The organism is Sulfuricella sp. T08, assembly GCF_000971475.1.
Classification (GTDB): domain Bacteria; phylum Pseudomonadota; class Gammaproteobacteria; order Burkholderiales; family Sulfuricellaceae; genus Sulfuricella.
Map to the genome: position 1 here is coordinate 52,212 of NZ_DF967524.1, position 25,110 is coordinate 77,321.

The window sequence follows — 25,110 nt, forward strand, 5'->3', positions numbered from 1 at the left end:
ACTCTTACTGGACTCTTCCGGGATGCGCTTGGCCGGTTTTGTGTTTCCGGCCGTTAAGTGGCAAACTGGCGCCTTTGCCAGCCATTCTTACCCGTGCAACCTTTCGAGCTCTTTGTTGGCCTGCGTTACACCCGCGCCAAGCGGCGCAACCACTTTATTTCCTTTATCTCCATGGTTTCCATGCTGGGCATTGCGCTCGGCGTGGCCGCCCTGATCGTGGTGCTTTCCGTGATGAACGGCTTCCAGAAGGAGCTGCGCACCCGCATCCTTGGCGTGGCGGCGCATGTCCAGATCAGCGGTGCGAACAATACCCTGGCCGATTGGCAAAGTGTTGCCGAAGTGGCGGCGCAGCATCCCGAGGTGGTTGGTACGGCGCCCTACATCATGGCGCAGGGGCTGCTATCCTACGACCAGACCGTGCAAGGGTCGGTGGTGCGAGGTATTTTGCCTGATCGCGAGGCGCAAGTGTCCGAGCTGGCCGACAAGATGAAGGTGGGCCGGCTGGATGCATTGCGCTCTGGCGAGTTCGGCATCGTGCTGGGTTCCGAACTGGCGCGAACGCTGTCGGTCTCTACCGGTGACAAGGTGGTGCTGATTGCGCCGCAGGGGAGAGTTACGCCGGCCGGTATCATGCCGCGGGTGAAGCAGTTCAGCGTGGTGGGGATTTTCGAGGCCGGCATGTACGAATTCGATGCCGGGCTGGCACTGGTTCATCTGGATGACGCGGCCAAGCTGTACAGCATGGGCAGCCGCGTTTCCGGTGTGCGGCTCAAGCTCAAGGACATGAACCAGGCGCCGCAGGTGGCGCGGGAACTTTCTGGCCGCTTCGGCGATGACGTCTACATCAGCGACTGGACGCGGCAACACGCCAATTTCTTTCGCGCCATCCAGATCGAAAAGAATGTGATGTTCATCATCCTGCTGCTGATCGTGGCAGTGGCGGCGTTCAACATTGTCTCTACTCTGGTGATGGCGGTTACCGACAAGCAGGCGGACATCGCCATTCTGCGCACGCTGGGCGCTTCCCCCGCGAGCATCATGAAAATCTTCATCGTCCAGGGCACCCTGATCGGGGTTATCGGCACGCTGATCGGCGTGGCTGGCGGCGTGGTGCTGGCACTGAATATCGACGTGGTGGTGCCGGCCATCGAACATGTGTTCGGCGTGCATTTCCTCGCCAAAGATGTGTATTACATCAGCGAACTGCCTTCCGACCTGCAAAGCCGCGATGTAGGGGTAATCGCCGCCGTGTCTTTCGTACTTACCCTGCTGGCGACGCTCTATCCCAGCTGGCGTGCTTCCAAGACCAACCCGGCGGAGGCGTTGAGATATGAGTAACGTGCTTTCCTGCACCAATCTGCACAAGGTTTTCCACCAAGGCAAGGTCGAAGTGCCGGTGTTGCTCGGCGTCAACTTCGAAATCGCACAGGGCGAGCGGGTGGCGATCGTCGGCGCATCGGGTTCCGGTAAGAGCACGCTGCTTCACCTGCTGGGCGGGTTGGATGATGCTACCTCGGGCGAAGTCGCCATCATGGGACGAAACGTCCATGAACTGGGCGAATCCGAGCGCAGCAGCCTGCGCAACCGATCACTCGGCTTCATCTACCAGTTCCACCACTTGTTGCCGGAGTTTTCCGCTCTGGAAAATGTCGCCATGCCGCTCCTGATCCGGCGCATGAAGCCGGATGCCGCGTATGAGCAAGCGGCGGAGATACTCAAGCAGGTTGGCCTGGGACACCGCCTTGGCCACACTCCCGGCGAGCTTTCCGGCGGCGAACGCCAGCGTGCCGCGGTGGCTCGCGCCCTGGTGACGCGTCCGGCCTGCGTGCTGGCGGACGAGCCGACCGGCAATCTTGACCGCCATACCGCTGAAGGGGTGTTCGACCTGATGCTGGAGCTGAACCGGGAGCTTGGCACCAGCTTCATCATCGTTACCCATGACCATGAGTTGGCGGCGCGGACGCAGCGCGTGCTCAAACTGGTGGATGGCGTGCTGGGTACCGAAGGCTAAATCGTTTCTTGGTATAGTGGCTACAAGCCATTCATTTTGCTGGCGACCGGATCTCGTATGATCTTTCCCTCAAACAAGAAAGCGTTGTTGCTCCTCCTTCTGCTACTGAGCGGCCTGGCTGTCGTCGGCTTTCTCTTGTATGCCTCCGGTTTCGTCAACTTGTTTCTCAGCAAAGAGCATCTGCTGGATTTCATCAACCGGCATCGTCCTTACGCAGCGTTCGTTTTTATTGGACTCCAGGTTGCACAGGTGGTGATTGCTCCAGTGCCGGGGGAACTGACAGGTTTCGCCGGGGGGCTGATTTTCGGATTGATCTGGGGCATAGTTTATTCGACGATCGGATTGACGCTCGGCTCATGGCTGGCTTTCATGCTGGCCAGGATGCTGGGGCGGCCGCTGGTTGAAAGAGTGGTCAAGGCGGAGACCATGGCACGCTACGATTATGTGATGCAGCACAAGGGCCGCCTGTTGGCCTTCTTCATGTTTATTATCCCCGGGTTTCCCAAGGACTATCTGTGCTACCTGCTGGGGCTGGGGCATATGCAGCTGCGCGATTTTCTGGTGATCGTCACGGTAGGACGGATGCTGGGAACCAGCCTCCTCACCCTGGCGGGCTCCTATTTCGAGAGCCAGCGCTATGGCCCACTATTTGTGGTAATCGGCCTCAGTCTTGGAGTAATGCTGATTGCGATCGTATTCCGGGATCGGATAGAGCGCTGGCTGCATCGCTTCCATTCCAAGTAGCTCATCTCCAAGTAGCTCATCCGTGCGGATCAATATCCTAGCCTTTGTCCTCGGTATCTGGCTGCTGCAACAGCAGGCAGTGCTGCCGAATCTGGCCTGGACCGGCCTGCTGCCATTGTTGTGGCTGGCTAGCCGTTTTTTTCCGGCAGTGTCGCGCGAGGTACTGGCCAAGGTGTTTTTTCTCGGGCTTGGTTTCTTCTGGGCTGCCTTCATGGCGCAGCAGCGGTTGCAGGATGCCTTGTCAACTGCTTGGGAAGGACGCGACGTCCAGGTAGTCGGCGTAGTGGCAAGCCTGCCGGTTGAAACCGAACGCGGGCTGCGCTTTACGTTCGACGTCGAGCGCGTGAAAACCCTGGAAGCAGTGGTGCCTCATCATATTCAACTCGCCGCCTATAGCGAGGGTTTCAGCCAGAAAACATCCGACGCCGCGCGGCCCGATTTCCACGCCGGCGAGCGCTGGCAGCTGACGGTGCGCCTCAAGCGCCCGCATGGCAACGCCAACCCGAACGGTTTCGATTTCGAGGCGTGGTTGCTGGAACGCAACATCCGTGCCTCCGGTTATGTGCGCCAGGAGGACGGTAACCGCCGCTTGGAGGAGCGTGTCTATCGGCCCGGCTACATCGTCGAGATGCTGCGCGAACGGGTGGCGCAGCGGTTTCAGGCGGTGCTGGGCGAGCGCCCCTATGCTGGCGTGCTCAAGGCGCTGGCGGTGGGCGAGCAGAACGCGATCTCCGCGGATCAATGGAAGGTGTTCCTGCGCACCGGAGTGAACCATCTGATGAGCATCTCCGGGCTGCACGTTACCTTGATCTCCAGTCTGGTATTTGCACTGGTGTACGGCCTATGGCGCCGCAGCCAGATGCTCACCCTGCGCTTGCCGGCGCGCAAGGCAGCTGCCGTGGCGGGCGTCTTGGCAGCCTTGTTTTATGCACTGCTGTCGGGTTTCGGCGTGCCGACCCAGCGTACCCTGTACATGCTTTCCGTGGTGGCAGCCGCATTGTGGATGGGGCGCGCCAGCTCGGCTTCATCGGTGCTGGCGCTTGCCTTGCTGGCGGTGGTATTGCTCGATCCGTGGGCGGTATTTGCCCCCGGTTTCTGGCTGTCGTTCGGCGCAGTGGCGGTGATCCTCTACGTCGGCGTCGGGCGCATCGGGAGGGCACATTGGCTGCGCGAATGGGCCAATGTACAGTGGGCAGTGACGCTCGGTCTGGTCCCCGCTTTGCTGCTGATGTTCCAGCAGGTGTCCATTGTTTCGCCGCTGGCCAATGCTTTCGCCATCCCGGTTATCAGCCTGGTGGTAGTGCCGCTGACCTTGGCCGGAGCGATTTTGCCGCTCGATTTTCCGCTGCTGCTGGCGCATCAGGTGATGGCATGGTGCATGGCCGCGCTGGAGTGGTTGAGCCAGATGCCGGATGCCGTGTGGCAGCAGCATGCACCGCCGGTGTGGACAGTGCTGGCAGCGGTGCTGGGCATTCTCTGGCTGCTGTTGCCGCGCGGCTTTCCAGCACGCTGGCTGGGTGTGGCGGGATTCGTGCCGATGTTCCTGGTGTTGCCGCCGCAGCCCGCGCAGGGTGCCTTGTGGCTTAGCGTGCTGGATGTCGGGCAGGGGCTGGCAGTGGTGGTGCAGACCCAAAACCACGCCCTGCTCTACGATACCGGCCCGCGTTACACCGCCGATGCCGACAGCGGCAGCCGCATCGTGGTGCCTTACCTGCGCGCCACTGGCATCAAACGGCTCGACGGGCTGATCGTGACCCATGACGACAGCGACCATAGCGGCGGGGCGGCTTCAGTGCTGGATGCGGTTCCGGTCGGCTGGCTGGCTTCATCATTACCCGCAGATAGCCCTATCTTGTCCCATGCTCGAAAGTCGCTGCCCTGCTTCGCCGGCCAATCCTGGGAATGGGATGGGGTGCGTTTTGAAATGCTCCACCCGGCTTGGGAAAGCTACGCCGACGAGCGCCTCAGAAAGAACGCCCGCGGCTGCACGCTGAAAATCAACTCGCCCTATGGCAGCGTACTTTTACCTGCCGATATCGAGCGCGAATCGGAAGCGGAAATCCTCGCTCGTACCCCCGATGCTTTGGCCGCCACACTCCTGGTGGCGCCGCACCATGGCAGCAAAACCTCTTCCACCGAGGCGTTCATACGCCAAGTCAATCCGTCCATCGTGATTTTTACCGCGGGATACCGCAACCATTTTGGCCATCCCAAGCCAGAAGTGGTGGAGCGCTACCGGGTGTTGGGTAGCCGGTTGTACCGTTCGGACCAGGATGGTGCGGTGCTGCTGCGTTTTGGGAAGAATGATGGGGATGCGCTCCAAACCTGGCGGCAGGAGAGACATCGCTATTGGCAGGAACGGTAGGTTGGGTTACGGCTTTCAGCCTGCCCAACCTATATTACTGGCCAAGTCTGCTATTATTCCCCCATGGTTTCCGTCCATTCTTCTCACACGCTGCCGACCGGCGGTGATCAACCTGATTTCCCTTCCTGGCTGGAATCTCTGGGCATAGAGTTCAGTCCCCAGGAGCGGGGAACCCTATTGCATGCTTGCGAGTTTGCGCAGGAACTTAATACCGAAGATCTTGACGCCATGAGACATGTGCTGGGCACAGCGGTTATTCTGGCACATCAGAACCTGGATCATGAAAGCATCGTTGCAGCAATCCTGCAAGGAGCGGCAGGCCACGATCCGGAAGGGTTAGTCAAGGTGGCGGCTATCTTCGGCGATGGGGTCGCCCGTCTGGTGGACGGTGTTGCCCGCATGGGTCAGATCAGCGAATACAGCGCACCTGCCGGCGGCGACAAGCGCGAGCAGGGCGCTCATATCGAGTCGCTGCGCAAAATGCTGCTGGCGATGGTGGAGGATATCCGGGTGGTGCTGATCAAGCTGGCCGAGCGCACCCAGGCCATGCGCGAGCTTTCCCACGCTGACGAAGACACCCGCCGCCGCGTGGCGCGCGAGGTGCAGGATATTTTTGCGCCGCTAGCTAATCGTCTCGGCGTGTGGCAGGTGAAGTGGGAGCTGGAAGACCTGTCGTTCCGCTACCTCGAGCCCGACCTCTACAAGAAAATTGCCCGGTTGCTGGATGAGAAGCGGCTCGGCCGCGAGCAGTACATCGCAGACGTACGCGAGCAGTTGCGGCAGGAACTGCTGAAGAACGGTGTGGTTGCCGATGTGTCGGGGCGGCCCAAGCATATTTACAGCATTTACAAGAAGATGAAGCGCAAGGGAGTGGACTTCGCTGAAGTCTACGACGTGCGCGCGGTGCGGGTGCTGGTGAATGACCTCAAGGATTGCTATACCGCGTTGGGCGTGGTTCATAGCCTGTGGCAGCCGATCCCTGGCGAGTTCGACGATTATATTGCCCATCCCAAGGGCAACGATTACCGTTCGCTGCACACCGCTGTGATCGGGCCGGAGGGGAAGGCGCTGGAAGTACAGATTCGCACCAACGATATGCATAACCACGCCGAGCTGGGAGTGGCCGCGCATTGGCGCTACAAGGAAGGCGGCAGACAGGACGCCGGTTTCGAGGAAAAGATCGCCTGGCTGCGCCAGATCATGGAGTGGAAGGATGACGTCCACGATGCCGGCGAGCTGATGGAGCAATTCAAGATCGGGTTGTTCCAGGACACGGTTTACATCCTTACACCCCAAGGCAAGGTGGTGGCGCTATCCAGAGGCGCCACACCGGTGGATTTCGCCTACCATGTGCACACCGATCTGGGCGACCGTTGTCGTGGCGCCAAGGTGGACGGCAATATCGTGCCGCTGACTTATCCCTTGCAGAACGGCCAGCGCGTCGAGATACTCACCGTGAAACAGGGTGGGCCTTCGCGCGACTGGCTCAACCCCAATCTGGGCTATATCAGGACATCGCGCGCCAAGGCGAAAATTCGCCACTGGTTCAAGCATCAGCACTACGAAGAGAATGTGGCCCAGGGGCGCGAGGCGCTGGAGAAGGAAACCCATCGCCTCGGCTTGCCCCTTCCCAACCTGGAAACGCTGGCGCAGAAAAACCGGTTCGCCAAGCCTGAGGATTTGCTTGCCGCCATCGGCCGCGGCGACATCACTGCCCGTCAGGTGATGGCAGCGGTCCAGGAAGAGGTCGAATCAAGGGAGGAAGAATGGCATCTGCCCGAACCCCGTGCGGGTATTGGCCCCTCAGCTTCCGGGGTGCTGATCTACGGTGAGGGCGGGCTGCTTACCACTATTGCTAAATGCTGCAAACCTGTACCGCCGGATGCGATCGTCGGTTTCGTTACGCGTGGTCGCGGCGTGGCGATTCATCGCCAGGATTGTCCGAATGTTCTGCATTTCGATGAGAGCCAGCGCGACCGCGTGCTCGTGGCCAGTTGGGGAACGAAGAGTGGCGGTCATTACGAGGTGGATATCGAGATTGAGGCGAACGATAGGCAAGGGTTGCTGCGTGATGTTTCCGAGGTAATGACTCGCGAGAAAATCAACGTTACGGCAGTGAGCACGCTAAGCCGGGGCCTTCAGGCGGGAATGCGGTTTACCGTGCAGATTGCCGATCTTGATCAACTTGCGCGCATCCTCGCCCTGATCCGGGAAGTGCCCGGTGTGGCTGGGGCGTGGCGGCGCAGCTGATCGGTTCTCAGTGAGTTTGCTCGAGCAATTGATATTTCGATTTCACCAGCTGTTCGGCGATTTCCAGAAAACCGTCGTCCTTGGCAAATGTCGCAACCCTGTCCCAAGGGTCGTTGCGGTCAATGGATTTCGCGGTCTTGCAGTCGGTTGGAATGCGCTTGCGGAACTCATACAGCATTGCTTCGGTTTGAATGATCAGACGATGCATTTAGTGCCTCCATGTCGTGTTTTTTCGTTGAGAGGAACCTTTCATATGGAAGGTGAATACCTTCCATGAGTTTCTTAAATATAGAGAATAAAAAAGTGATTTCAAGATCTTTTTAATGCGATAAAAATATCTTGAAATCAAGTATTTGTGTTGTTTTAGGGTACCATGATGTGGAGTTTCAGGAGCTGGCGCAGGAGGCGTATCCAGGAACACGATACTCTGCCCGAACCGGCATGGCGGGATGTTATTTCATCCTTGCCGTTACTGGGTGGTTTGTCAGGCGACGAGATCATTCGATTGCGCGAACTGGTGATTTTGTTTTTGCACGAAAAAGAACTGGTCGCGGCGGATGGATATGTCTTGAGTGGCGACATGAGGTTGAAGATTGCCACACAGGCGTGCTTGCCGATACTTAATCTAGGTCTGGACTATTATGCGGGTTGGGTGTCGGTCATCGTCTATCCGGACGAATTCGTGCCGGAATACGAATTCATGGATGAAGACGGGGTGGTGCACCAGGTGCGCGAGCCGATGATCGGCGAATCTTGGGAGCGCGGCCCGGTCATCCTGTCCGGCGCCGACGTGGAGCATTCCGGCGAACACGACGGCGTCAACGTAGTGATACACGAATTCGCCCATAAGCTGGATATGCTGAACGGCGTGCCGGATGGTTTCCCGCCGTTGCATCGTGAAATGGACCGGGTCGCCTGGACGCAAGCTTTCTCCGGTGCATTTGACGACTTTAGCGCCAAAGTCGAGTCCGGCGCGGAAACAATGATCGATCCTTATGCGGCTGAAAGCCCGGCTGAATTCTTTGCCGTGATGAGCGAGGCTTTTTTTGAAATTCCTCACACTTTGCGATCGGAATATCCCGAGGTGTACCGGCAGCTGGCCGAATTTTACCGCCAGGATCCGGCGATGCGGATGGGCGAGGAAGCGGGGTGCGCCTGATGTGGTCTGTTCTGGGTGTTCTGGCTGCGGCCTATGCTGGGCTCGTGGGTGTGCTGTATTTTTCCCAGTCGAGCATGGTTTATTACCCCGAGATCGGGCGTGAAATGGTTGTCACGCCACGCCAGGCCGGGCTCGATTACGAAGACGTGAAGCTGGTTGCGGCGGATGGGGTCGCCCTGCATGGCTGGTTCGTTCCCAGTGACCAATCCCATGGCACGGTGCTGTTTCTGCATGGCAACGCTGGCAATATTTCCCACCGTATCGATTCGCTGCTGATGTTCCACCGCCTTGGCTACAGTACCCTGATCATCGATTACCGTGGCTACGGCAACAGCAGCGGCAAGCCTTCGGAACAGGGCACCTATGAGGATGCCGAGGCGGCCTGGCGCCATTTGACTGAAACCCGGAAAATCCCTTCCAATACAATCGTGCTGTTTGGCGAATCGCTGGGCGGAGCCGTCGTGGCCTGGCTGGCTGCCCGCCACCGGCCGGGCGCGCTGGTGCTCGCCTCGGGCTTCACTTCGGTACCCGATCTTGCGGCGAAGTTCTACCCCTTTCTTCCGGTTCGGTGGCTGTCCCGCTTCGATTACGATACGCGCTCATATTTGCGCGCGGTCGAGGCGCCGGTATTCATCGCTCACAGTCCCGAAGACGAAATCATCCCCTACCAGCACGGGCGCGCGCTGTACGATGCGGCGAAGGCGCCCAAGCAGTTTCTCGAACTCAGCGGCGGCCACAACGAAGGATTTATTTTCATGCGCGAATCCTGGGTTCAGGCTTTGGGTGAGTTCCTGAACAGGCATGTGGGAGGCGCAGCAAAACACGATTTGAAACGGCGGGAAAATTAAGATAGAATGCCGTTTCGTTTTTTAGGCGCGTAGCTCAGCTGGTTAGAGCACCACCTTGACATGGTGGGGGTCGTTGGTTCGAGTCCAATCGCGCCTACCAAATTCTTAAAAAGTGCGGCCATGCCGCACTTTTGTTTTGGTAGGGTTGTTATGCCTGTTATTCGCTTGCCTGATGGCTCCGAGCGCAAATTCGATCAGCCAGTAACGGTAGCCGAAGTGGCCGCCAGCATCGGTGCGGGCTTGGCTCGCGCGGCACTGGCCGGCAAGGTCGACGGTAAGCTGGTGGATACATCCCATCGCATCGAGGTCGATAGCGATCTGGCGATCATCACCGATCGGGATGCCGAAGGTCTGGAAGTGATCCGCCACTCCACTGCGCATCTCCTTGCGCAAGCCGTAAAATCTCTTTTTCCGGATGCTCAGGTCACCATCGGTCCGGTGATCGATGATGGATTCTTTTACGATTTCTCCTATAAGCGTCCGTTTACGCCTGATGACTTGCTGGCCATTGAAAAGAAAATGGCGGAGTTGGTCAAAGCCGACCTGAAAGTCGAGCGTAAGGTGCTGTCGCGTTCCGATGCCATTACCTTCTTCAAGGATTTGGGCGAGCAGTACAAGGCGCAGATCATCGAATCCATACCCAGCGACGAAGATCTGTCGCTGTACACTCAGGGCGATTTCACCGACCTGTGCCGTGGCCCGCATGTGCCTTCCACGGCCAAGCTCAAGGTGTTCAAGCTGATGAAGGTGGCCGGCGCCTACTGGCGCGGCGATTCGAAGAATGAAATGCTGACGCGGGTGTATGGCACCGCTTGGGCGAAGAAGGAAGACCAGGAAGCCTATCTGCACCGTCTGGAAGAGGCCGAGAAGCGCGACCATCGTAAGATCGGCAAGCTGCTGGATCTGTTTCATACCCAGGAAGAAGCGCCGGGTATGGTGTTCTGGCATCCAAATGGCTGGACGCTTTACCAGATCGTCGAGCAGTACATGCGCGGCGTGTTTCGCGACAACGATTACCAGGAAATCCGCACACCGCAGGTGGTAGACCGCAGTCTGTGGGAGAAGTCGGGTCACTGGGACAAGTTCCAGGCGATGATGTTCACCACCCACTCGGAAAACCGCGATTACGCGGTCAAGCCGATGAACTGCCCGTGCCATATCCAGGTGTTCAACCAGGGCCTGAAAAGCTATCGCGACCTGCCCCTGCGACTGGCGGAGTTCGGCTCCTGCCACAGGAATGAGCCCTCCGGCACGCTCGCCGGCATCATGCGGGTGCGCAACTTCACCCAGGATGACGCCCATATTTTCTGTACCGAAGCGCAGATCCAGGATGAAGTGGCAACTTTCATCGATCTGCTGCAAAAGGTCTATGCCGAATTCGGCTTCGACGACATCGTCGTCAAGCTATCCACCCGGCCCGAGCAGCGCGTCGGCTCCGACGAGGAGTGGGACAAGGCCGAGGCTGCCCTGGAAACGGCGCTCAAGCGCAAGGGTCTGGAATTCGAATTGCAGCCGGGCGAGGGCGCATTCTACGGGCCGAAGATCGAATTTTCGCTACGTGACTGCCTGAATCGGGTCTGGCAGTGCGGCACCATACAGGTGGACTTCTCCATGCCTGGTCGGCTGGACGCAACCTACATCAACGAAGAGAGCGCCAAACAGACGCCGGTCATGCTGCACCGCGCCATTCTCGGCTCGCTGGAGCGCTTCATCGGAATTCTGATTGAACACTACGCAGGGGCTTTTCCGATGTGGCTGGCGCCGCGGCAAATGGTGGTCATGAATATCACCGATGCCCAGGCGGATTATGCGCGTGAGGTGGTGGCTGAACTCAAAAAAAATGGTCTGCGCGCCGAGGCGGACTTGAGAAATGAGAAAATAACCTATAAAATACGGGAACATAGTTTGCAAAGGCTGCCTTATCTCCTGATCGTAGGGGACAAAGAGGTGGCCTCGAAACAGGTTGCCGTGCGTACTCGTAAAGGCGAAGACCTAGGCCAGATGCCGCTGGAAGCGTTGATTCAGAGGCTCAAGGGCGAGGTTGCCGAGAGGGTAGGCACGGTTTAATTTTTTTAGATTTGGAGGTTTTGCTATCGCTCAGGAAAAAGAATCACGAATCAACGGCGAGATTACTGCGCAAGAGATTCGTTTGGTCGGTGTGGAAGGTGAGCCGCTTGGCATAGTTAGCCTGGCAGTGGCCATGGGAATGGCGGAAGAGGCTGAGATCGACCTGGTCGAGATCGCTCCGCAAGCCCAGCCACCGGTGTGCCGTTTGATGGATTACGGCAAGTTCAAGTACCGCGAAAGCAAGAAGCAGCACGAAGCCAAGCTGAAGCAGATTCAGATCAAGGTCAAGGAAATAAAATTCCGTCCGGGAACGGACGAGGGCGACTACCAGATCAAGCTGCGCAATCTGATCAAATTTCTGGAAGAGGGCGACAAGTGCAAGATCACATTGCGCTTCCGCGGTCGGGAGATGGCGCACCAGGAGATCGGTTTGCGACTCCTCAAGCGCGTTGAGGCCGATTTGATGGAACACGGCACGGTCGAGCAGTTTCCGAAAATGGAAGGCCGTCAGATGGTGATGGTGTTGTCGCCGAAGAAGAAGTAGTAGTAGTAGGCTTGGCGGTCAACAGGTCGGTATTGTTGACCGCTAAAAACAAGTGGTGTTCAGGCTACCAAGTTTCCCCGCAGGGGAGCGCCTGACATCAAGCTAAAATATAGGAGTTGAACATGCCTAAAATGAAAACCAAAAGCGGCGCTGCCAAGCGCTTCAAGTCTCTGGGAGGCGGCGGTATCAAGCGCTCCAGTTCCCATCTGCGCCACATCCTGACCAAGAAAACCACTAAGCGCAAGCGTCAGCTGCGCGGTACTTCGATGGTTTGTGCGAGCGACATGAAGTCGGTTCGCTCCATGATGCCCTACGCGTAAGGAGACTGAAAAATGCCAAGAGTTAAACGTGGTGTAACGGCGCGCGCGCGCCACAAGAAAGTTCTGGTACAGGCCAAGGGTTTCCGCGGCCGCCGCAAGAACGTATACCGTATCGCCAAACAGGCGGTGATGAAAGCCGGTCAGTATGCTTATCGCGACCGTCGCCAGAAGAAGCGTCAATTCCGCGCATTGTGGATTGTCCGTATCAACGCCGCATCTCGCGAACTGGGCCTGACTTACAGCGTGTTCATGAATGGTCTTAAGAAAGCCGCAATCGAAGTGGACCGCAAGGTTCTGGCCGATCTGGCAGTGTTCGACAAGCCCGCTTTTGCACACATCGTGGATCAGGTAAAAGCCCGCCTCGCTGCTTAATCTGCAGTAAAGAAAAAGGAGGCTGAGAGGCCTCCTTTTTTTGTTTGGGTTCAGGGACAAAAAATCGTTAGCTTCCGATATAAATTGAATGTTAAATCTTGATAATATCCTGAAAGAAGCGCAGGCCGCCTTCGCCGGAATAGATAATCCGGACGAGTTGGAACAGGCCAAGGCGCGCTATCTGGGCAAGAGTGGCGTGCTCACCGAGCAGCTCAAGCAGCTCGGCAAAATGCTGCCGGAAGAGCGCCGTGAAGCTGGTGCCCGTATCAACCAGGCAAAGGGCTTGCTGGAGCAGGCCCTGAAAGATCGACGTGAAGCGATTCAGGAGCGGCTGTTGCAGGCGCAACTGGCGCAGGAAGCGCTCGATGTGACGCTGCCGGGCCGAGGTTTGGGGGTGGGTGGCCTGCATCCGGTTACGCGTACTCTACAACGCATCGAGGCCTTGTTCCGTTCCATCGGTTTCAGCATTGCAGAAGGGCCGGAAATCGAGAGTGATTTCTACAACTTCACCGCGCTGAATATTCCCGAGAATCACCCCGCCCGTGCCATGCACGACACCTTCTACGTGGATGATCAACATGTCCTGCGCACTCACACTTCGCCAGTGCAGGTGCACTATATGCAGAATCATCAACCGCCGCTGAAGATCATCGCGCCGGGTCGGGTTTACCGCTGCGATTCTGACGTTACGCACACACCCATGTTTCATCAGGTGGAGGGGCTGTGGGTGGATGAGCAGGTGAATTTCGCCGAACTCAAGGGCGTGCTGGCCGATTTCATGCAGCGCTTCTTCGAGCGCGATGACCTCAAAGTGCGCTTCCGCCCCTCATTCTTTCCCTTTACCGAACCTTCGGCGGAAATGGACATCGGCTGCGTGATGTGCGGCGGCACGGGTTGCCGTGTTTGCAGTCATACCGGCTGGCTCGAAGTGCTGGGCTGTGGCATGGTGCACCCCAACGTGCTTGGCCACGTTAACGTGGACAGCGAGAAATACCTCGGTTTCGCCTTCGGTCTGGGTGTGGAACGCCTGGCGATGCTGCGTTATGGCGTGAACGATTTGAGGTTGTTCTTTGAGAGTGATCTGAGATTTTTAAGGCAGTTCAACTGAATGAAATTTTCCGAAAACTGGCTGCGTGCCTACGTCAATCCCGATCTCGACAGCGACCGGCTCGCCCATGCCCTGACTATGGCGGGGCTGGAGGTGGAGGCGCTGGAAACGGTCGCGCCTCCCTTCGACAAGGTAGTGGTGGGAGAAGTGCTGTCGCTGGAGAAACATCCCGATGCTGACCGTCTGAATGTCTGCCGGGTCAATATTGGTGCTGGCGAGCCGTTGCAGATTGTGTGCGGTGCGGCCAATGTTCGCGCCGGAGCAAAGGTGCCGTGCGCTCTGGTCGGCGCGCAGTTGCCGAAGATGGCGATCAAGCAAGCCAAGGTGCGTGGAGTCGAATCCTTTGGCATGCTGTGTTCCGAGTCGGAGTTGGGGCTGGCCGATGAAAGCAGCGGCCTGTTGCTGCTGCCGCCCGATGCGATGGTCGGACAATCAATCCGCGAATATCTCGGCCTCGACGACAAGCTGTACACCCTCAAGCTCACTCCCAACCGTAGCGACTGCCTGAGCGTAGCAGGAGTGGCGCGCGAAGTGGCGGCGGTGACAGGAGCGGGGTTGAGCCTGCCGAATGCGGTGGTGGTGTCTGCCGCCATCCCTGAACGGATCGTCGTTACGGTGGATGAGCCCACCGCTTGCCCGAGATACTGCGGTCGGGTGCTGAAAGGCCTGAATGCGGCGGCAACAACGCCGGAATGGATGGGACGCCGGCTTAAAAGAAGCGGGCTACGTCCGATCAGTGCGATCGTGGACGTGACCAATTACGTTCTGCTGGAGCTGGGTCAGCCCCTGCACGCGTTCGACCTGGCGAAAATTCAGGGTGGCATCAGCGTGCGTTTCGCCCGCTCCGGAGAGCAACTGGAACTGCTCAACCAGCAGACGGCGGCGCTGGATTCCGACATGCTGGTCATCAGCGATACTGCTCAGATTCTGGCACTGGCAGGCGTGATGGGCGGTCAGGCTAGCGCAGTGTCTGATACTACCGTCGATATTTTCCTGGAAAGCGCGTTCTTCAATCCGGATACGATCGCCGGCAAGGCGCGCAGGCTGACTCTTTCCACCGATTCTTCCTATCGCTTCGAACGCGGTGTGGATTTCGCCGCAACGCGTGCTGCACTGGAGCGGGCAACGCAGTTGTTGCTGGAAATCTGCGGTGGTGCGGCAGGCGAGATCACCGAAGTAACGGCTGAATTGCCTCAGCGTGCGCCAATCCGGCTGCTGGTCGCGCGCGTCAACCAGGTGCTGGGCATTGTATTGGGCGCAGCCCAGATAGCGGCGCTGTTGTCCCGCCTGCAATTCGATTTTTCAGAAGACGGCGGGGTATTCCAGGTCACACCGCCGAGCTATCGCTTCGATCTGGCCATCGAGGCCGACCTGATCGAGGAAATGGCACGGCTCTACGGCTACGATAATATCCCGGCACTGCCACCCCGAGGCAGCCTGAACATGCTGGCCCAGTCCGAGGCAGCGCGGGGGCGGGATGCGTTGCGGGCGCAGCTGATCGCGCGTGATTACCAGGAAGTGATCAATTACAGCTTTGTCGATGCGGCGTGGGAGCGTGATATTGCCGGCAACGACAATCCGCTGCCGCTAAAGAACCCGATTTCCAGCCAGATGGGAGTGATGCGCTCGACCCTGTTAGGTGGGTTGATCGATAACCTGTGCTTCAATCTCAACCGCAAGCAGGAACGCGTGCGCCTGTTTGAAACCGGGTGCTGCTTCACTCGATCGGCGGATGGCTTTAACCAGCCGGAGAAAATCGCCGGTCTGTGTTACGGCAACGCCAAACCCGAGCAGTGGGGCGAGGTCGTGCGCGGGGTGGATTTTTATGACGCCAAGGCGGATGTGGAAGCTCTGTTCTGGCCAGCGGTTCCCCGCTTCGAGGCCGCCTTGCATCCGGCCTTGCATCCCGGCCAGGCGGCAAAGGTGTCGCTGGAGGGTGAATTTATCGGCTGGATCGGCACGTTGCATCCGAAATGGCAGCAGAAATATGAGCTGCCGGCCGCGCCGGTACTGTTCGAGCTGGAGATGGCCGTGCTGCTGCGTGGCAGGGTTCCGGCGTTTGCCGAAATATCGAAGTTTCAGGCAGTGCGCCGCGATATTGCGGTGGTCGTGGATGAGGGAGTCAGCGTGCAGGCCTTGCTTGACGGCATGAGTGAGCACTTGCCGGGCGTCGTGGCCGAGCTCGCGTTGTTTGATGTCTATCGTGGCAAAGGCATTGATTTAGGTAAAAAAAGTCTTGCATTCCGGGTGTTGATGCAAGATACTCGACAGACTCTGACCGATGAAGAAGTAGACGCGGTGACCGCGCAACTTGCTGAAGTTTTGACTTCCCGCTACGGCGCGAAGTTACGTAATTGAGGAACGAAAATGACATTAACAAAAGCCGAACTTGCAGACATGCTGTTCGAAAAAGTAGGGTTGAACAAACGGGAAGCCAAGGACATGGTGGAATCCTTCTTTGAAGAGATTCGCGTATCCCTCGAACAAGGGGAAGGCGTCAAGCTGTCCGGCTTCGGCAATTTCGAGCTGCGCGACAAGCCTGAACGCCCCGGCCGCAATCCCAAAACCGGCGAAGAAATTCCTATCACCGCGCGGCGCGTGGTGACCTTTCATGCCAGCCAGAAGCTGAAAGGGCTGGTGGAAGAATCCTATCAATTAGAGGCCGCAAATGGCGGAACTCGCAAGCAAGCCTGATTTACCGCCGATCCCGGCAAAGCGCTATTTCACGATCGGTGAAGTGAGCGAGTTGTGCGGGGTCAAGCCCCACGTACTGCGCTACTGGGAGCAGGAGTTTACCCAGCTCAAGCCGGTGAAGCGGCGCGGCAACCGCCGCTACTATCAGCACCACGAAGTGCTGCTGGTGCGCCGCATCCGCGACCTGCTGTACGAACAGGGTTTCACCATCAGCGGTGCGCGCCATCGCCTGGAAGAAGCGGGTGAGCGCGAAGCACCGGCAGGGGTTGCGGGCGCTATGCCTGAAGCGGGCAATGCTGTGGATATGGCGTTGCTAAGGCGGGAAATTAAAAGCGTGCTGGAACTGCTTCATATCTAGTTCGAATGTAGCCGAGCCCGGAGGTTTCGGCTATAATGCCGTCTCTCGGGGCGTAGCGCAGCCTGGTAGCGTACATGCATGGGGTGCATGTGGTCGGAGGTTCAAATCCTCTCGCCCCGACCAACTTATAACTGAAGTGGAAGCCCGAAGGGGTGTTCCACTTCGAGATTTCACTGGCCAACCGTAAAAATCAACGATGCGAATTCTGTTGAGTAACGATGACGGTTATTTCGCTCCTGGCTTGGCCTGCCTTGCCGAAACACTTTCCTCCCTTGCCGATATCACTGTAGTCGCCCCAGAGCGCGATCGCAGCGGCGCCAGCAACTCGCTCACGCTTGATCGCCCACTCAGCTTGCGCAAAGCCCATAGCGGCTTCTATTACGTTAACGGCACCCCCACCGACTGCGTCCACCTTGCTGTGACCGGCATGCTGGATCATCTGCCTGACATGGTGATTTCAGGCATCAATCACGGCGCCAATATGGGTGACGACACGATTTATTCCGGTACGGTGGCGGCGGCAACTGAAGGCTACCTGTTGGGTATCCCCTCAATCGCTGTATCCCTAGTGAGCAAGGGGGCTGGCAATTATGAAACTGCAGCGCGCGTGGTCGCCGAGATTGTCAAGCGCCACCAGGACCAGCCCTTCACCAGTCCGGTGCTGTTGAACGTCAATGTACCGGACGTTCCTTATGATCAGCTCCAGGGCCGGGAAGTAACGCGGCTGGGCAGGCGTCATAAGGCGGAACCCGTGGTGAAGTCGGTTAACCCGCGTGGTGAAACGGTATACTGGGTGGGCGCGGCCGGCGCAGCGCAGGATGCCGGGGCTGGCACGGATTTCGGCGCGGTGGCGCGCGGTATGGTCTCTGTGACCCCGTTGCAGATTGACTTGACTCATTATGGGCAGATGGACGTGATTAAAGGGTGGTTATGAGTGCGAAACTCAGTGGCATTGGCATGACTTCCCAGCGTACCCGGGTGCGCATGGTGGAGCGCTTGCGCAGCCAGGGCATCAAAGATGAGGTGGTACTTGATGCGATGGCTTCAGTGCCGCGCCATATTTTCGTGGACGAGGCACTGGCCACCCGTGCCTATGAAGACTGCTCGCTGCCGATCGGTTTTGGCCAGACCATTTCCAACCCCCAAACCGTTGCGCGCATGTCTGAGCTGCTACGCGGCGGAAGACAACTGGGTAAAGTGCTGGAAATCGGCACGGGCTGTGGTTATCAGACTGCCGTGCTGGCACGCCTGGCGCAGGAAGTGTATTCCGTTGAACGGATCGCGCCGCTGCTGATGAAGGCACGGGGACATCTGCGTGAAATTCGTGCTGCCAATGTCAAGGTCAAGCATGCAGACGGCTCTCTCGGATTGGCGGAACTCGGGCCGTTCGACGGCATCATCATGACTGCGGCTGCCACTCACGTGCCGGAGGCGCTGCTGTCACAATTGGCCGAGGGTGGGCGGATGGTGTTCCCGATTGGAACTGGTGAACAGCGCCTTTGTCTGATAGAACATACTGCGTCTGAATATCGTCAGACGACGCTGGAGGCGGTCAAATTCGTGCCGCTATTGCCGGGGTTGGTATGATTGCTGGTACCGTTCTGGTCGCTGGTGTATTTGTCCTGCTGGTAAGCGGTTGCGCGTCGACCAAGTCGAGTGCGCCTGTGCTCGAGCGTGCTTCCATGGCTCAGAAATCACCCACCAAAACCAGGAAGGACGAAGATTTTCGCCCCCAGACTTACACCGTGCAGAAGGGCGACACCTTATATGGTATCGCACTGGAGCATGGCTTCGACTACAAGGAAGTGGCGGAATGGAACGGCATTACGTCGCCCTACACCATACATATCGGCCAGTCTGTGAAGCTTAACGCCTCTCCGCAGGCAGTAGTGGTTACTCCATTGAAAACCGGCGCCGCGGTCGGAAGCCGGCAAGCCGGCGACGATTTGTTGCTGAAGACCCAGCCCAAGGCGGTTAAGCTTGCTTACTCAGAACTGGCGGAAAAACCTTCCATGGCCAAGGAGGAATCCCAGGACAAACCGGCACCGGCTGAATTGCCGGCAGAGAAAAAAGAGGGAATACAGGCTGAGGATGATGAGCGGGTCGAATGGATGTGGCCTACTGTGGGCAAGGTGATTGCACCCTTCAATGAGACATCCAGCAATGGCAAGGGCCTGGACATTGATGGAAAAAGTGGTCAGCCGGTTCTTGCTGCGGGACCGGGAAAAGTGGTTTATAGCGGAAACGGACTGCGCGGCTATGGAAAACTGGTGATCATCAAGCACAACAAGACTTATTTGAGCGCCTACGCGCACAATCACAAGATTCTGGTCAAGGAAGGACAGAGTGTGACCAGGGGCCAGAAAATTGCTGAAATGGGTGATTCCGATGCCGATCAGGTCAAGCTGCATTTCGAGATACGGCGGTTTGGCAAGCCGGTCGACCCGATAAAATATCTACCCAGCGACAAATCCTGATGAGCGAAGACGCTTACAGCGACGAAGATGAGTTCGTGAGCGAAGACAAGGTCCCTCTGGAGGAGGAGAAGACCGATGTGCTGCCGGAGCGGCTTGAACTGCCTGGCGAGCCGCTGCATGACCCGACCCTGATATACCTGAATGAAATCGGGCAGAATGCCTTGCTGACCGCTGCAGAGGAGTACAGCCTGGCGTGCCGGGTCATCCAGGGTGACTTCGAAGCCCGCCAGAGGATGATCGAGTGCAATCTCCGGCTGGTGGTCAATATCGCCAAACATTATGTCAATCGTGGTATGGCACTGCTGGACATAATTGAGGAAGGCAACCTGGGGCTCATCCATGCCCTGGAAAAATTCGACCCGGAACGGGGTTTCCGCTTTTCCACCTATGCCACCTGGTGGATACGGCAGAATATCGAACGCGCGATCATGAATCAGTCGCGCACCATCCGCATTCCGGTGCATGTGATCCGGGAGATGAATATTTGCTTGCAGGCGTTCCGTCACCTTGAGGCCCACAAAGGCAACGAACCCAGCGTGGAAGAGGTGGCGCACATGATGGGCAAGCCGGTGGCCGATGTGCGCTATGTGCTGAACCTGAATGAGCGCATAGCCTCCCTGGATACGCCGCTGGATATTGATCCTGGCCTCTCCCTGTGTGATGCGCTTCCTGACGAAAATACCCTTTCGCCTGAATTGCAACTGCAGCACATCGAGCTGGAGGCACTTGTGCATCAGTGGCTGGAAGAACTGGGAGACAAACAGCGCTGTGTGATAGAGCGGCGCTTTGGCTTGAATGGCCATGCCATTCACACCCTTGAGGAAGTGGCTGACACCCTGAATCTCACCCGGGAGCGGGTGCGCCAGATTCAGGTGGAAGCGTTGAAACTTTTGCGCCGAAGCTTGAAGCGCAAGGGGATATCACGAGACGACACCCTCTGAGAAAAGCAGTTAACCACAGAGCCACAAAGTTGAAAAATAAGAAGGTAGGTTGGGTTAGGCGAGTGTTATTGCGCCGTAACCCAACCTACATATCTGTGATTCTGTGGTGAATGAACTTTTAGGTTTATTGCAGCCGGTATAGCGCTATCACTTCATTACCACAACCCTGATATTTCAATTCAGTGCACAGTGTCTTGACTAGTACGATGCCGCGCCCAGCGGGTCTAATACTGGATGAGATGTCCATATTCAGCATGGAATCCGCGGCAAATCCCTTGCCGCTGTCCACGATCCGCAACTTAAGGTAAGGAACCTGGTTTTCCTGCACCCGCTCCAGTTCGATTTCGATAGCCCCATGTTGCAGCCTAGCCAGGCGATCCTCGCGCATATCAAGGTAGCGCCCGAAGCCGTCTTCCTGATGTTTCAAACAGGAATCCAGGGCCAGTACGCCATGATCCAGGGCATTGTTGTAGAGCTCGGAAAGAATCAGGAATATTTCCTGGTACTGACGCTGGCTTAAAAATAACTGATTCAGCCAGTTGATCAGCCATGGCAACACATCAAAGGACTTGAGTTCCGGTGGGCTGAGCTTGACTGCCAGCCTCGATTCACTAGGTTCGACCGGGGTGGTGGATGGCGGCTCGGATTGGACGATAACTTCGCCCACAGGCGCCATCGGGCAGTGGATGGCGGCAATGGAGATGTCATCCGTCGCGTTATCCAGGCCCATGAATTTGTTCGCCGCAGCAACCAGATACCAGAATTGTCCCTGGTCACATTTCTCTTTCAGAGCCTCCAAGAGGCGGTCGGTGCCGAAACGTTCGCCACCTTCATTTTCCGCCTCGATCAGGCCATCCGAGTAAAGAAACAAACGCCCCGGTTCAGCCCAGTGAAATGTTTCTGTTTTCGAGAGAAAATCTGCATTGCTCATGATTCCCATCGGCGGGTGTGCTGCCTGCCATTCCCGCATGATTTCGCCATGGTCATCAACAAAATAGGCGGTCGGCATACCGCCGTTCCAGATCTCGATGGTGCGTTCTGAAAAATTGATGGCGGCCAGCACGGCGGCAACAAAGCGTTCTGTCGGCATGAGCTGCTTGATCTTGCTGTTAAGTTCCCTGACGATGGTTGCAAGGCTGTAGCCCTTTTTCGTCATGCCGTAAAACACCTCGACGACAGGCAGCACATTCAGTGCGGCGGACAGGCCATGGCCGGCACTATCGGCCAGGATGACGTGCATTATGTTGTTGGGTGTGAACTCGGTAGCGATGACATCGCCGCTGAAGCGTGTTGCCGGAAGAACCAGGCGCTCGACCATCGGGTCGTTGGGCTTGTTGGCTCGAATGATCCTTTCCAGCAGGTGTTTGGCCAGGTTTTGCTCGCGTTCGTTTTCCGCGTGGTAGAGCGCCAGTTGTTCTGCCTTTTCCGCTATGTCGCGCTGCATTCCCGCGATGCGTTGCATCGACTTGATTTTGGCTTGCAGGATCGGCAGGTTGATGGGTTTGGTCAGGTAATCGTCCCCCCCGACTTGCAGCCCCCTGACCAGATCACTGTCCTGGGCTTTCGCGCTGAGGAAGATCACCGGCACCCACTTGCTGCCGGCCAGCTTTCTGATTTCGGCAGTAGCCTGGTAGCCATCCATGACCGGCATCATGACATCCATCAAGACCATGTCCGGCGCTGCATCACGGTACAAATCGACCGCTTCCTGGCCATTTCTCGCCAGTATCGTGGTGTGGCCAAGTTTGGAGATAAATGCGCTGATCAGCGCCAGATTAGGTTCGGTATCGTCAACAACGAGAATATTGAGTGGCTTGTCCATGAGTCTCCGTGCGGCTACCCTAGCTGATGCTAAACAGCCGCTGGAAGTTTGCTACATCGAGTACCTGCTGGACGAGGCCTGTGCAGTTCGTCAGCGAGACTTTCAGGTTCGCGCTCTGGGCTTTTTCTCGCAACAGCAATAGCATGCCCAAGGCTGAACTGTCGAGGTAATCCACACGGCTGAAATTAACCTCGATTTCCTTGATCTCAGGTGTTTGCAAAGTTTCGTCGCAGGCATTGCGAAATTCGCGATGGGTATTGAAGTCGAAACGGCCACTGAGAGTCAGTCGGCCGATTTCGCCATTTTTTTCTACGGTTATCTGCATAGTGGTTCAGTCTTTCCAGATGCAACAAGTTAAAAAATCAGCAACAACATATTAGAGGCTAGTCTCTATCAAGTCTAAACACGGAAGCCGCGTGTACCCAGATTACCCAAGTATGCTATAACCCGCGCAGCCATATCCTGCAACGGCACGACTTCATCGACACCGCCAGTGAGGATGGCTTCCTTGGGCATGCCGAACACGACGCAACTGGCTTCATCCTGGGCAAAGTTGAAGGAGCCGGCCTGCTTCATCTCCAGCATTCCCTTGGCGCCATCCTTGCCCATGCCGGTCAGTATCACCCCGATTGCATTCTTGCCTACGTGGTTTGCAGCGGAACGGAACAGAACATCCACCGAAGGGCGATGGCGATTGACGGGCGGTCCGTCGGATAGCTCGCAGACATAATTGGCGCCGCTGCGCTTTACCAGCAAGTGGGAATGCCCCGGCGCGATATAGGCATGGCCTGGCAGGATACGGTCGCCGTTTTCGGCTTCCTTTACCGAGATTTTGCATAGAGTATCGAGACGCTGGGCGAATGATTTGGTGAAGGTTTCCGGCATGTGCTGAGTGATGGCGATTCCAGGACAGTCTGGCGGCAATTTGATGAGGAATTCCTTGATCGCTTCGGTACCACCCGTAGAGGCGCCAACGATAATCAATTTTTCTGTCGAGGCGATATGATTGGACAGGGATGGCAGTATGGCATCTGCCGTCAGGCTCTTCTGGACTATCATGGCAGTGGGTTTTCTTAGATGAGCCTTGGCGGCGGAACGGATCTTGTCGGCGATTTCATCGCTGTATTCCTGCATGCCGCGGCTGATATCGAGTTTGGGTTTGGAGATGAAATCGACCGCGCCCAGTTCCAGCGCGCGGAAAGTGATGTCGGAACCTTTTTCGGTGAGGGTGGAAATCATCACCACCGGCATGGGCCTGAGGCGCATCAGTTTTTCCAGGAAATCCAGACCATCCATGCGTGGCATTTCGACATCAAGGGTGATCACGTCGGGGTTCAGTGCCTTGATCATTTCCCTGGCGACAAGGGGGTCAGGCGCCGCACCGACTACCTTCAAATCCTTGTGGTTTTCGATAATCTCCTTGAGCACGCTGCGGATGAGTGCAGAGTCGTCGACAATGAGAACTTTTATGGGCATTAAAAATCCTTTTTTATTAGAGGCTAGCCTCTCTATCTCTAAAAGAGTTCTACATCACCTTCCATTTTGGCGTAACCCAGGCGAGATTCATAATCCTTCTCGCGTTCCACAATGGTGTTGTTGTGAACGCCTTTGAGTTTTTTAATCAGCGCCCGTCCGGTCTTGGGAAAGTAATATACCTTGCGAGGATAGATGTCGAGAAGGTCCTCGGCCACGATTTTTATTTTTTCGGTGTGCAGAAAGTCCAGGACAAAATCGGCATTACGCGCACCGACATTGGCCACGGTGAATCCGCGCAGGACGTTTCCCCCGCCGAACACCTTGGCTTCAAAATTATTGCGCTTGGCGCCTAGCTTGATGAGGTGGTTGATCAGCATTTCCATCGCATAGGTGCCGTAGCGCGCCGAGACGCTGATCGGGTTCTGCGGATCGTTGTCGCTGTGGGGTAGCATGAAATGGTTCATGCCGCCGATGCCACTGGTCTTGTCGCGCAGGCAGGCGGAAACGCAGGAGCCGAGGACGGTGACGACCAGCATGTCGCGCGTGGTGGCGTAATACTCGCCCGGCATGATCTTGGCTGCCTCCATATTGAAATGGCTGTCGTAGTAGAGGTTGGGCGAGAGGACTTCATGGTAATCCGGAGAGGTCATGGTGTGTCCCCCGGTTATCCATGGGCAGCGATGTGCTTGGCCTGGGGCGATAGTTCATAGACGGTCTTGCCCTGCGACCTGAACAAGTCGGCGGCGTGATAAAAGCTCTCCGAGTGGCCGGCAAACAGCAAGCCGTCCTTGTGCAGCAGCGGAACGAACTTCTTCAGTACATCGTATTGGGTTTTTTTGTCGAAATAGATCATGACATTGCGGCAGAAAATCGCATCGAACGGTCCACGCATCGGCCAGGATTCATCGAGCAGGTTAATTTGCCTGAAGGTGATCAAATCGCGCAATTCCTGGCGCACCCGGGCCTGGCCTTCTTGTTTGCCGGTGCCCTTGAGGAAAAACTTTTTCACCATTTCCTCCGGCATCTTTTCCAGTCGCTCCAGCGGATAGACGCCTTCCTGGGCCTTTTGCAGTACCGTAGTGTCCAGGTCCGTCGCCAGGATGTGCACCGGCGGCGTGAATGTGCCGAACAGATCCACCATAGTCATGGCCATGGAATAGGGTTCTTCACCTGTGGAGGAAGCGGAGCACCAGAGCGAGATCGGGTGGTGTCTGCCTACTTTTTTCACGTGCTCGGCCAGAAGCGGGAAATGATGCTGCTCGCGGAAAAAGGAGGTGAGATTGGTGGTGAGGGAGTTGGTGAAAGCCTCCATTTCCACATTGTCGCCCCGTTCCAGACGAGCCAGGTATTCGTTAAAAGTCGGTATTCGTGTCGCACGCAAACGTCGCGCCAGGCGGCTATAGACCATGTCCTGCTTGGCGGGCGACAGGGAAATTCCGGCCCGATCATGGATCAGCTTGCGGATGCGCTCGAAATCCTGCGCAGTAAAATGAAATTCACGCGCGTCGTTGAGTGGGGATTCTGCCATGGCTTTTTTGAGTCCTGAGTCCTGAG

25 protein-coding genes and 2 tRNA genes are annotated in these 25,110 nt (G+C 57.1%); 21 read left to right on the forward strand and 6 right to left on the reverse strand.

The genetic code is table 11. The annotated features are described in order from the left end of the window. Nucleotides 1-93: 93 nt before the first annotated feature. The 5 genes from SCT_RS02645 to SCT_RS02665 all read left to right on the forward strand — a co-directional run bounded on the left by SCT_RS02645 (nt 94) and on the right by SCT_RS02665 (nt 7,370). Nucleotides 94-1,338 (forward strand): lipoprotein-releasing ABC transporter permease subunit, encoded by a 1,245-nt coding sequence (locus SCT_RS02645; RefSeq protein ID WP_059418701.1) that lies wholly within the window; start codon nt 94-96, stop codon nt 1,336-1,338. Then, on the forward strand, nt 1,331-2,011 hold the full coding sequence (gene lolD / locus SCT_RS02650; RefSeq protein ID WP_059418706.1) for a lipoprotein-releasing ABC transporter ATP-binding protein LolD: 681 nt from the start codon (nt 1,331-1,333) through the stop codon (nt 2,009-2,011). Before SCT_RS02645 ends, lolD begins: the two co-directional genes overlap by 8 nt. A gap of 57 nt (nt 2,012-2,068) precedes the next feature. Continuing rightward, the gene (locus SCT_RS02655; protein WP_059418710.1) at nt 2,069-2,755 is read left to right on the forward strand and encodes a TVP38/TMEM64 family protein; all 687 of its coding nucleotides are present in this window, start codon (nt 2,069-2,071) and stop codon (nt 2,753-2,755) included. A gap of 22 nt (nt 2,756-2,777) precedes the next feature. Then, the gene (locus SCT_RS02660) at nt 2,778-5,120 is read left to right on the forward strand and encodes a DNA internalization-related competence protein ComEC/Rec2 (RefSeq protein ID WP_059418715.1); all 2,343 of its coding nucleotides are present in this window, start codon (nt 2,778-2,780) and stop codon (nt 5,118-5,120) included. Between the two features lie 63 nt (nt 5,121-5,183). Then, entirely contained in the window at nt 5,184-7,370 is a 2,187-nt protein-coding gene (locus SCT_RS02665) for a bifunctional (p)ppGpp synthetase/guanosine-3',5'-bis(diphosphate) 3'-pyrophosphohydrolase (protein WP_059418720.1), read from the forward strand. Between the two features lie 7 nt (nt 7,371-7,377). Here the strand turns inward: SCT_RS02665 and SCT_RS02670 are convergent, their stop codons facing one another. Next, nucleotides 7,378-7,578: a hypothetical protein gene (locus tag SCT_RS02670; protein WP_059418722.1), complete on the reverse strand. Its 201-nt coding sequence runs from the start codon at nt 7,576-7,578 to the stop codon at nt 7,378-7,380. 165 nt (nt 7,579-7,743) lie between these two features. On the opposite strand from SCT_RS02670, the gene SCT_RS02675 reads away from it, so the two are divergent. The 16 genes from SCT_RS02675 (at nt 7,744) to rpoS (ending at nt 20,258) form a co-directional block, all read left to right on the forward strand. After that, nucleotides 7,744-8,529, forward strand: coding sequence for a zinc-dependent peptidase (locus SCT_RS02675; RefSeq protein ID WP_059418724.1), 786 nt, complete (start codon nt 7,744-7,746; stop codon nt 8,527-8,529). Further along, nucleotides 8,529-9,377 carry an alpha/beta hydrolase gene (locus SCT_RS02680; protein ID WP_202812106.1) on the forward strand — a complete coding sequence of 283 codons (849 nt, stop codon included), beginning with the start codon at nt 8,529-8,531 and terminating at the stop codon, nt 9,375-9,377. Before SCT_RS02675 ends, SCT_RS02680 begins: the two co-directional genes overlap by 1 nt. A gap of 23 nt (nt 9,378-9,400) precedes the next feature. Next, nucleotides 9,401-9,477 (forward strand) — tRNA-Val (locus SCT_RS02685). A gap of 50 nt (nt 9,478-9,527) precedes the next feature. Beyond that, a complete protein-coding gene (gene thrS / locus SCT_RS02690) occupies nt 9,528-11,444 on the forward strand; it encodes a threonine--tRNA ligase (protein WP_059418727.1) in 1,917 nt (638 codons plus the stop codon). Between the two features lie 25 nt (nt 11,445-11,469). Further along, the gene (gene infC, locus SCT_RS02695; RefSeq protein ID WP_082098152.1) at nt 11,470-11,988 is read left to right on the forward strand and encodes a translation initiation factor IF-3; all 519 of its coding nucleotides are present in this window, start codon (nt 11,470-11,472) and stop codon (nt 11,986-11,988) included. A gap of 122 nt (nt 11,989-12,110) precedes the next feature. Continuing rightward, the gene (gene rpmI / locus SCT_RS02700) at nt 12,111-12,308 is read left to right on the forward strand and encodes a 50S ribosomal protein L35 (RefSeq protein WP_059418730.1); all 198 of its coding nucleotides are present in this window, start codon (nt 12,111-12,113) and stop codon (nt 12,306-12,308) included. A 12-nt stretch (nt 12,309-12,320) separates the two neighbouring features. After that, nucleotides 12,321-12,680, forward strand: a complete 360-nt coding sequence (gene rplT / locus SCT_RS02705) for a 50S ribosomal protein L20 (protein WP_059418732.1) — start codon at nt 12,321-12,323, stop codon at nt 12,678-12,680. Between the two features lie 88 nt (nt 12,681-12,768). Further along, nucleotides 12,769-13,788: a phenylalanine--tRNA ligase subunit alpha gene (gene pheS, locus SCT_RS02710; RefSeq protein ID WP_059418734.1), complete on the forward strand. Its 1,020-nt coding sequence runs from the start codon at nt 12,769-12,771 to the stop codon at nt 13,786-13,788. Continuing rightward, nucleotides 13,789-16,146, forward strand: a complete 2,358-nt coding sequence (gene pheT / locus SCT_RS02715; protein WP_059418736.1) for a phenylalanine--tRNA ligase subunit beta — start codon at nt 13,789-13,791, stop codon at nt 16,144-16,146. It begins immediately after the preceding gene. Between the two features lie 9 nt (nt 16,147-16,155). Then, on the forward strand, nt 16,156-16,482 hold the full coding sequence (locus SCT_RS02720) for an integration host factor subunit alpha (RefSeq protein ID WP_059418738.1): 327 nt from the start codon (nt 16,156-16,158) through the stop codon (nt 16,480-16,482). After that, the gene (locus SCT_RS02725) at nt 16,457-16,840 is read left to right on the forward strand and encodes a MerR family transcriptional regulator (RefSeq protein WP_059418740.1); all 384 of its coding nucleotides are present in this window, start codon (nt 16,457-16,459) and stop codon (nt 16,838-16,840) included. Before SCT_RS02720 ends, SCT_RS02725 begins: the two co-directional genes overlap by 26 nt. 46 nt (nt 16,841-16,886) lie before the next feature. Further along, nucleotides 16,887-16,963: transfer RNA gene (locus SCT_RS02730), tRNA-Pro, on the forward strand. Nucleotides 16,964-17,036: 73 nt separating this feature from the next. Further along, nucleotides 17,037-17,774, forward strand: coding sequence for a 5'/3'-nucleotidase SurE (surE, locus tag SCT_RS02735; protein WP_059418744.1), 738 nt, complete (start codon nt 17,037-17,039; stop codon nt 17,772-17,774). Beyond that, the gene (locus tag SCT_RS02740; protein WP_059418746.1) at nt 17,771-18,427 is read left to right on the forward strand and encodes a protein-L-isoaspartate(D-aspartate) O-methyltransferase; all 657 of its coding nucleotides are present in this window, start codon (nt 17,771-17,773) and stop codon (nt 18,425-18,427) included. The genes surE and SCT_RS02740 overlap by 4 nt, the downstream gene beginning before the upstream one ends. Beyond that, on the forward strand, nt 18,424-19,317 hold the full coding sequence (locus tag SCT_RS02745; protein ID WP_059418748.1) for a peptidoglycan DD-metalloendopeptidase family protein: 894 nt from the start codon (nt 18,424-18,426) through the stop codon (nt 19,315-19,317). The genes SCT_RS02740 and SCT_RS02745 overlap by 4 nt, the downstream gene beginning before the upstream one ends. Continuing rightward, nucleotides 19,317-20,258 carry an RNA polymerase sigma factor RpoS gene (gene rpoS, locus SCT_RS02750; RefSeq protein WP_059418750.1) on the forward strand — a complete coding sequence of 314 codons (942 nt, stop codon included), beginning with the start codon at nt 19,317-19,319 and terminating at the stop codon, nt 20,256-20,258. Before SCT_RS02745 ends, rpoS begins: the two co-directional genes overlap by 1 nt. Nucleotides 20,259-20,382: 124 nt before the next feature. Here the strand turns inward: rpoS and SCT_RS02755 are convergent, their stop codons facing one another. The 5 genes from SCT_RS02755 to SCT_RS02775 form a co-directional block, all read right to left on the reverse strand. Then, nucleotides 20,383-22,080, reverse strand: coding sequence for a fused response regulator/phosphatase (locus SCT_RS02755; protein ID WP_059418752.1), 1,698 nt, complete (start codon nt 22,078-22,080; stop codon nt 20,383-20,385). A 19-nt stretch (nt 22,081-22,099) separates the two neighbouring features. Continuing rightward, complete coding sequence (locus SCT_RS02760; RefSeq protein ID WP_059418753.1) at nt 22,100-22,405, reverse strand: STAS domain-containing protein; 306 nt, start codon at nt 22,403-22,405, stop codon at nt 22,100-22,102. A 74-nt stretch (nt 22,406-22,479) separates the two neighbouring features. Continuing rightward, a complete protein-coding gene (locus SCT_RS02765; protein WP_059418755.1) occupies nt 22,480-23,556 on the reverse strand; it encodes a chemotaxis response regulator protein-glutamate methylesterase in 1,077 nt (358 codons plus the stop codon). A 38-nt stretch (nt 23,557-23,594) separates the two neighbouring features. After that, on the reverse strand, nt 23,595-24,206 hold the full coding sequence (cheD, locus tag SCT_RS02770) for a chemoreceptor glutamine deamidase CheD (protein ID WP_059418758.1): 612 nt from the start codon (nt 24,204-24,206) through the stop codon (nt 23,595-23,597). Between the two features lie 14 nt (nt 24,207-24,220). Beyond that, nucleotides 24,221-25,084 carry a CheR family methyltransferase gene (locus tag SCT_RS02775; protein ID WP_059418759.1) on the reverse strand — a complete coding sequence of 288 codons (864 nt, stop codon included), beginning with the start codon at nt 25,082-25,084 and terminating at the stop codon, nt 24,221-24,223. Nucleotides 25,085-25,110: the final 26 nt, after the last annotated feature.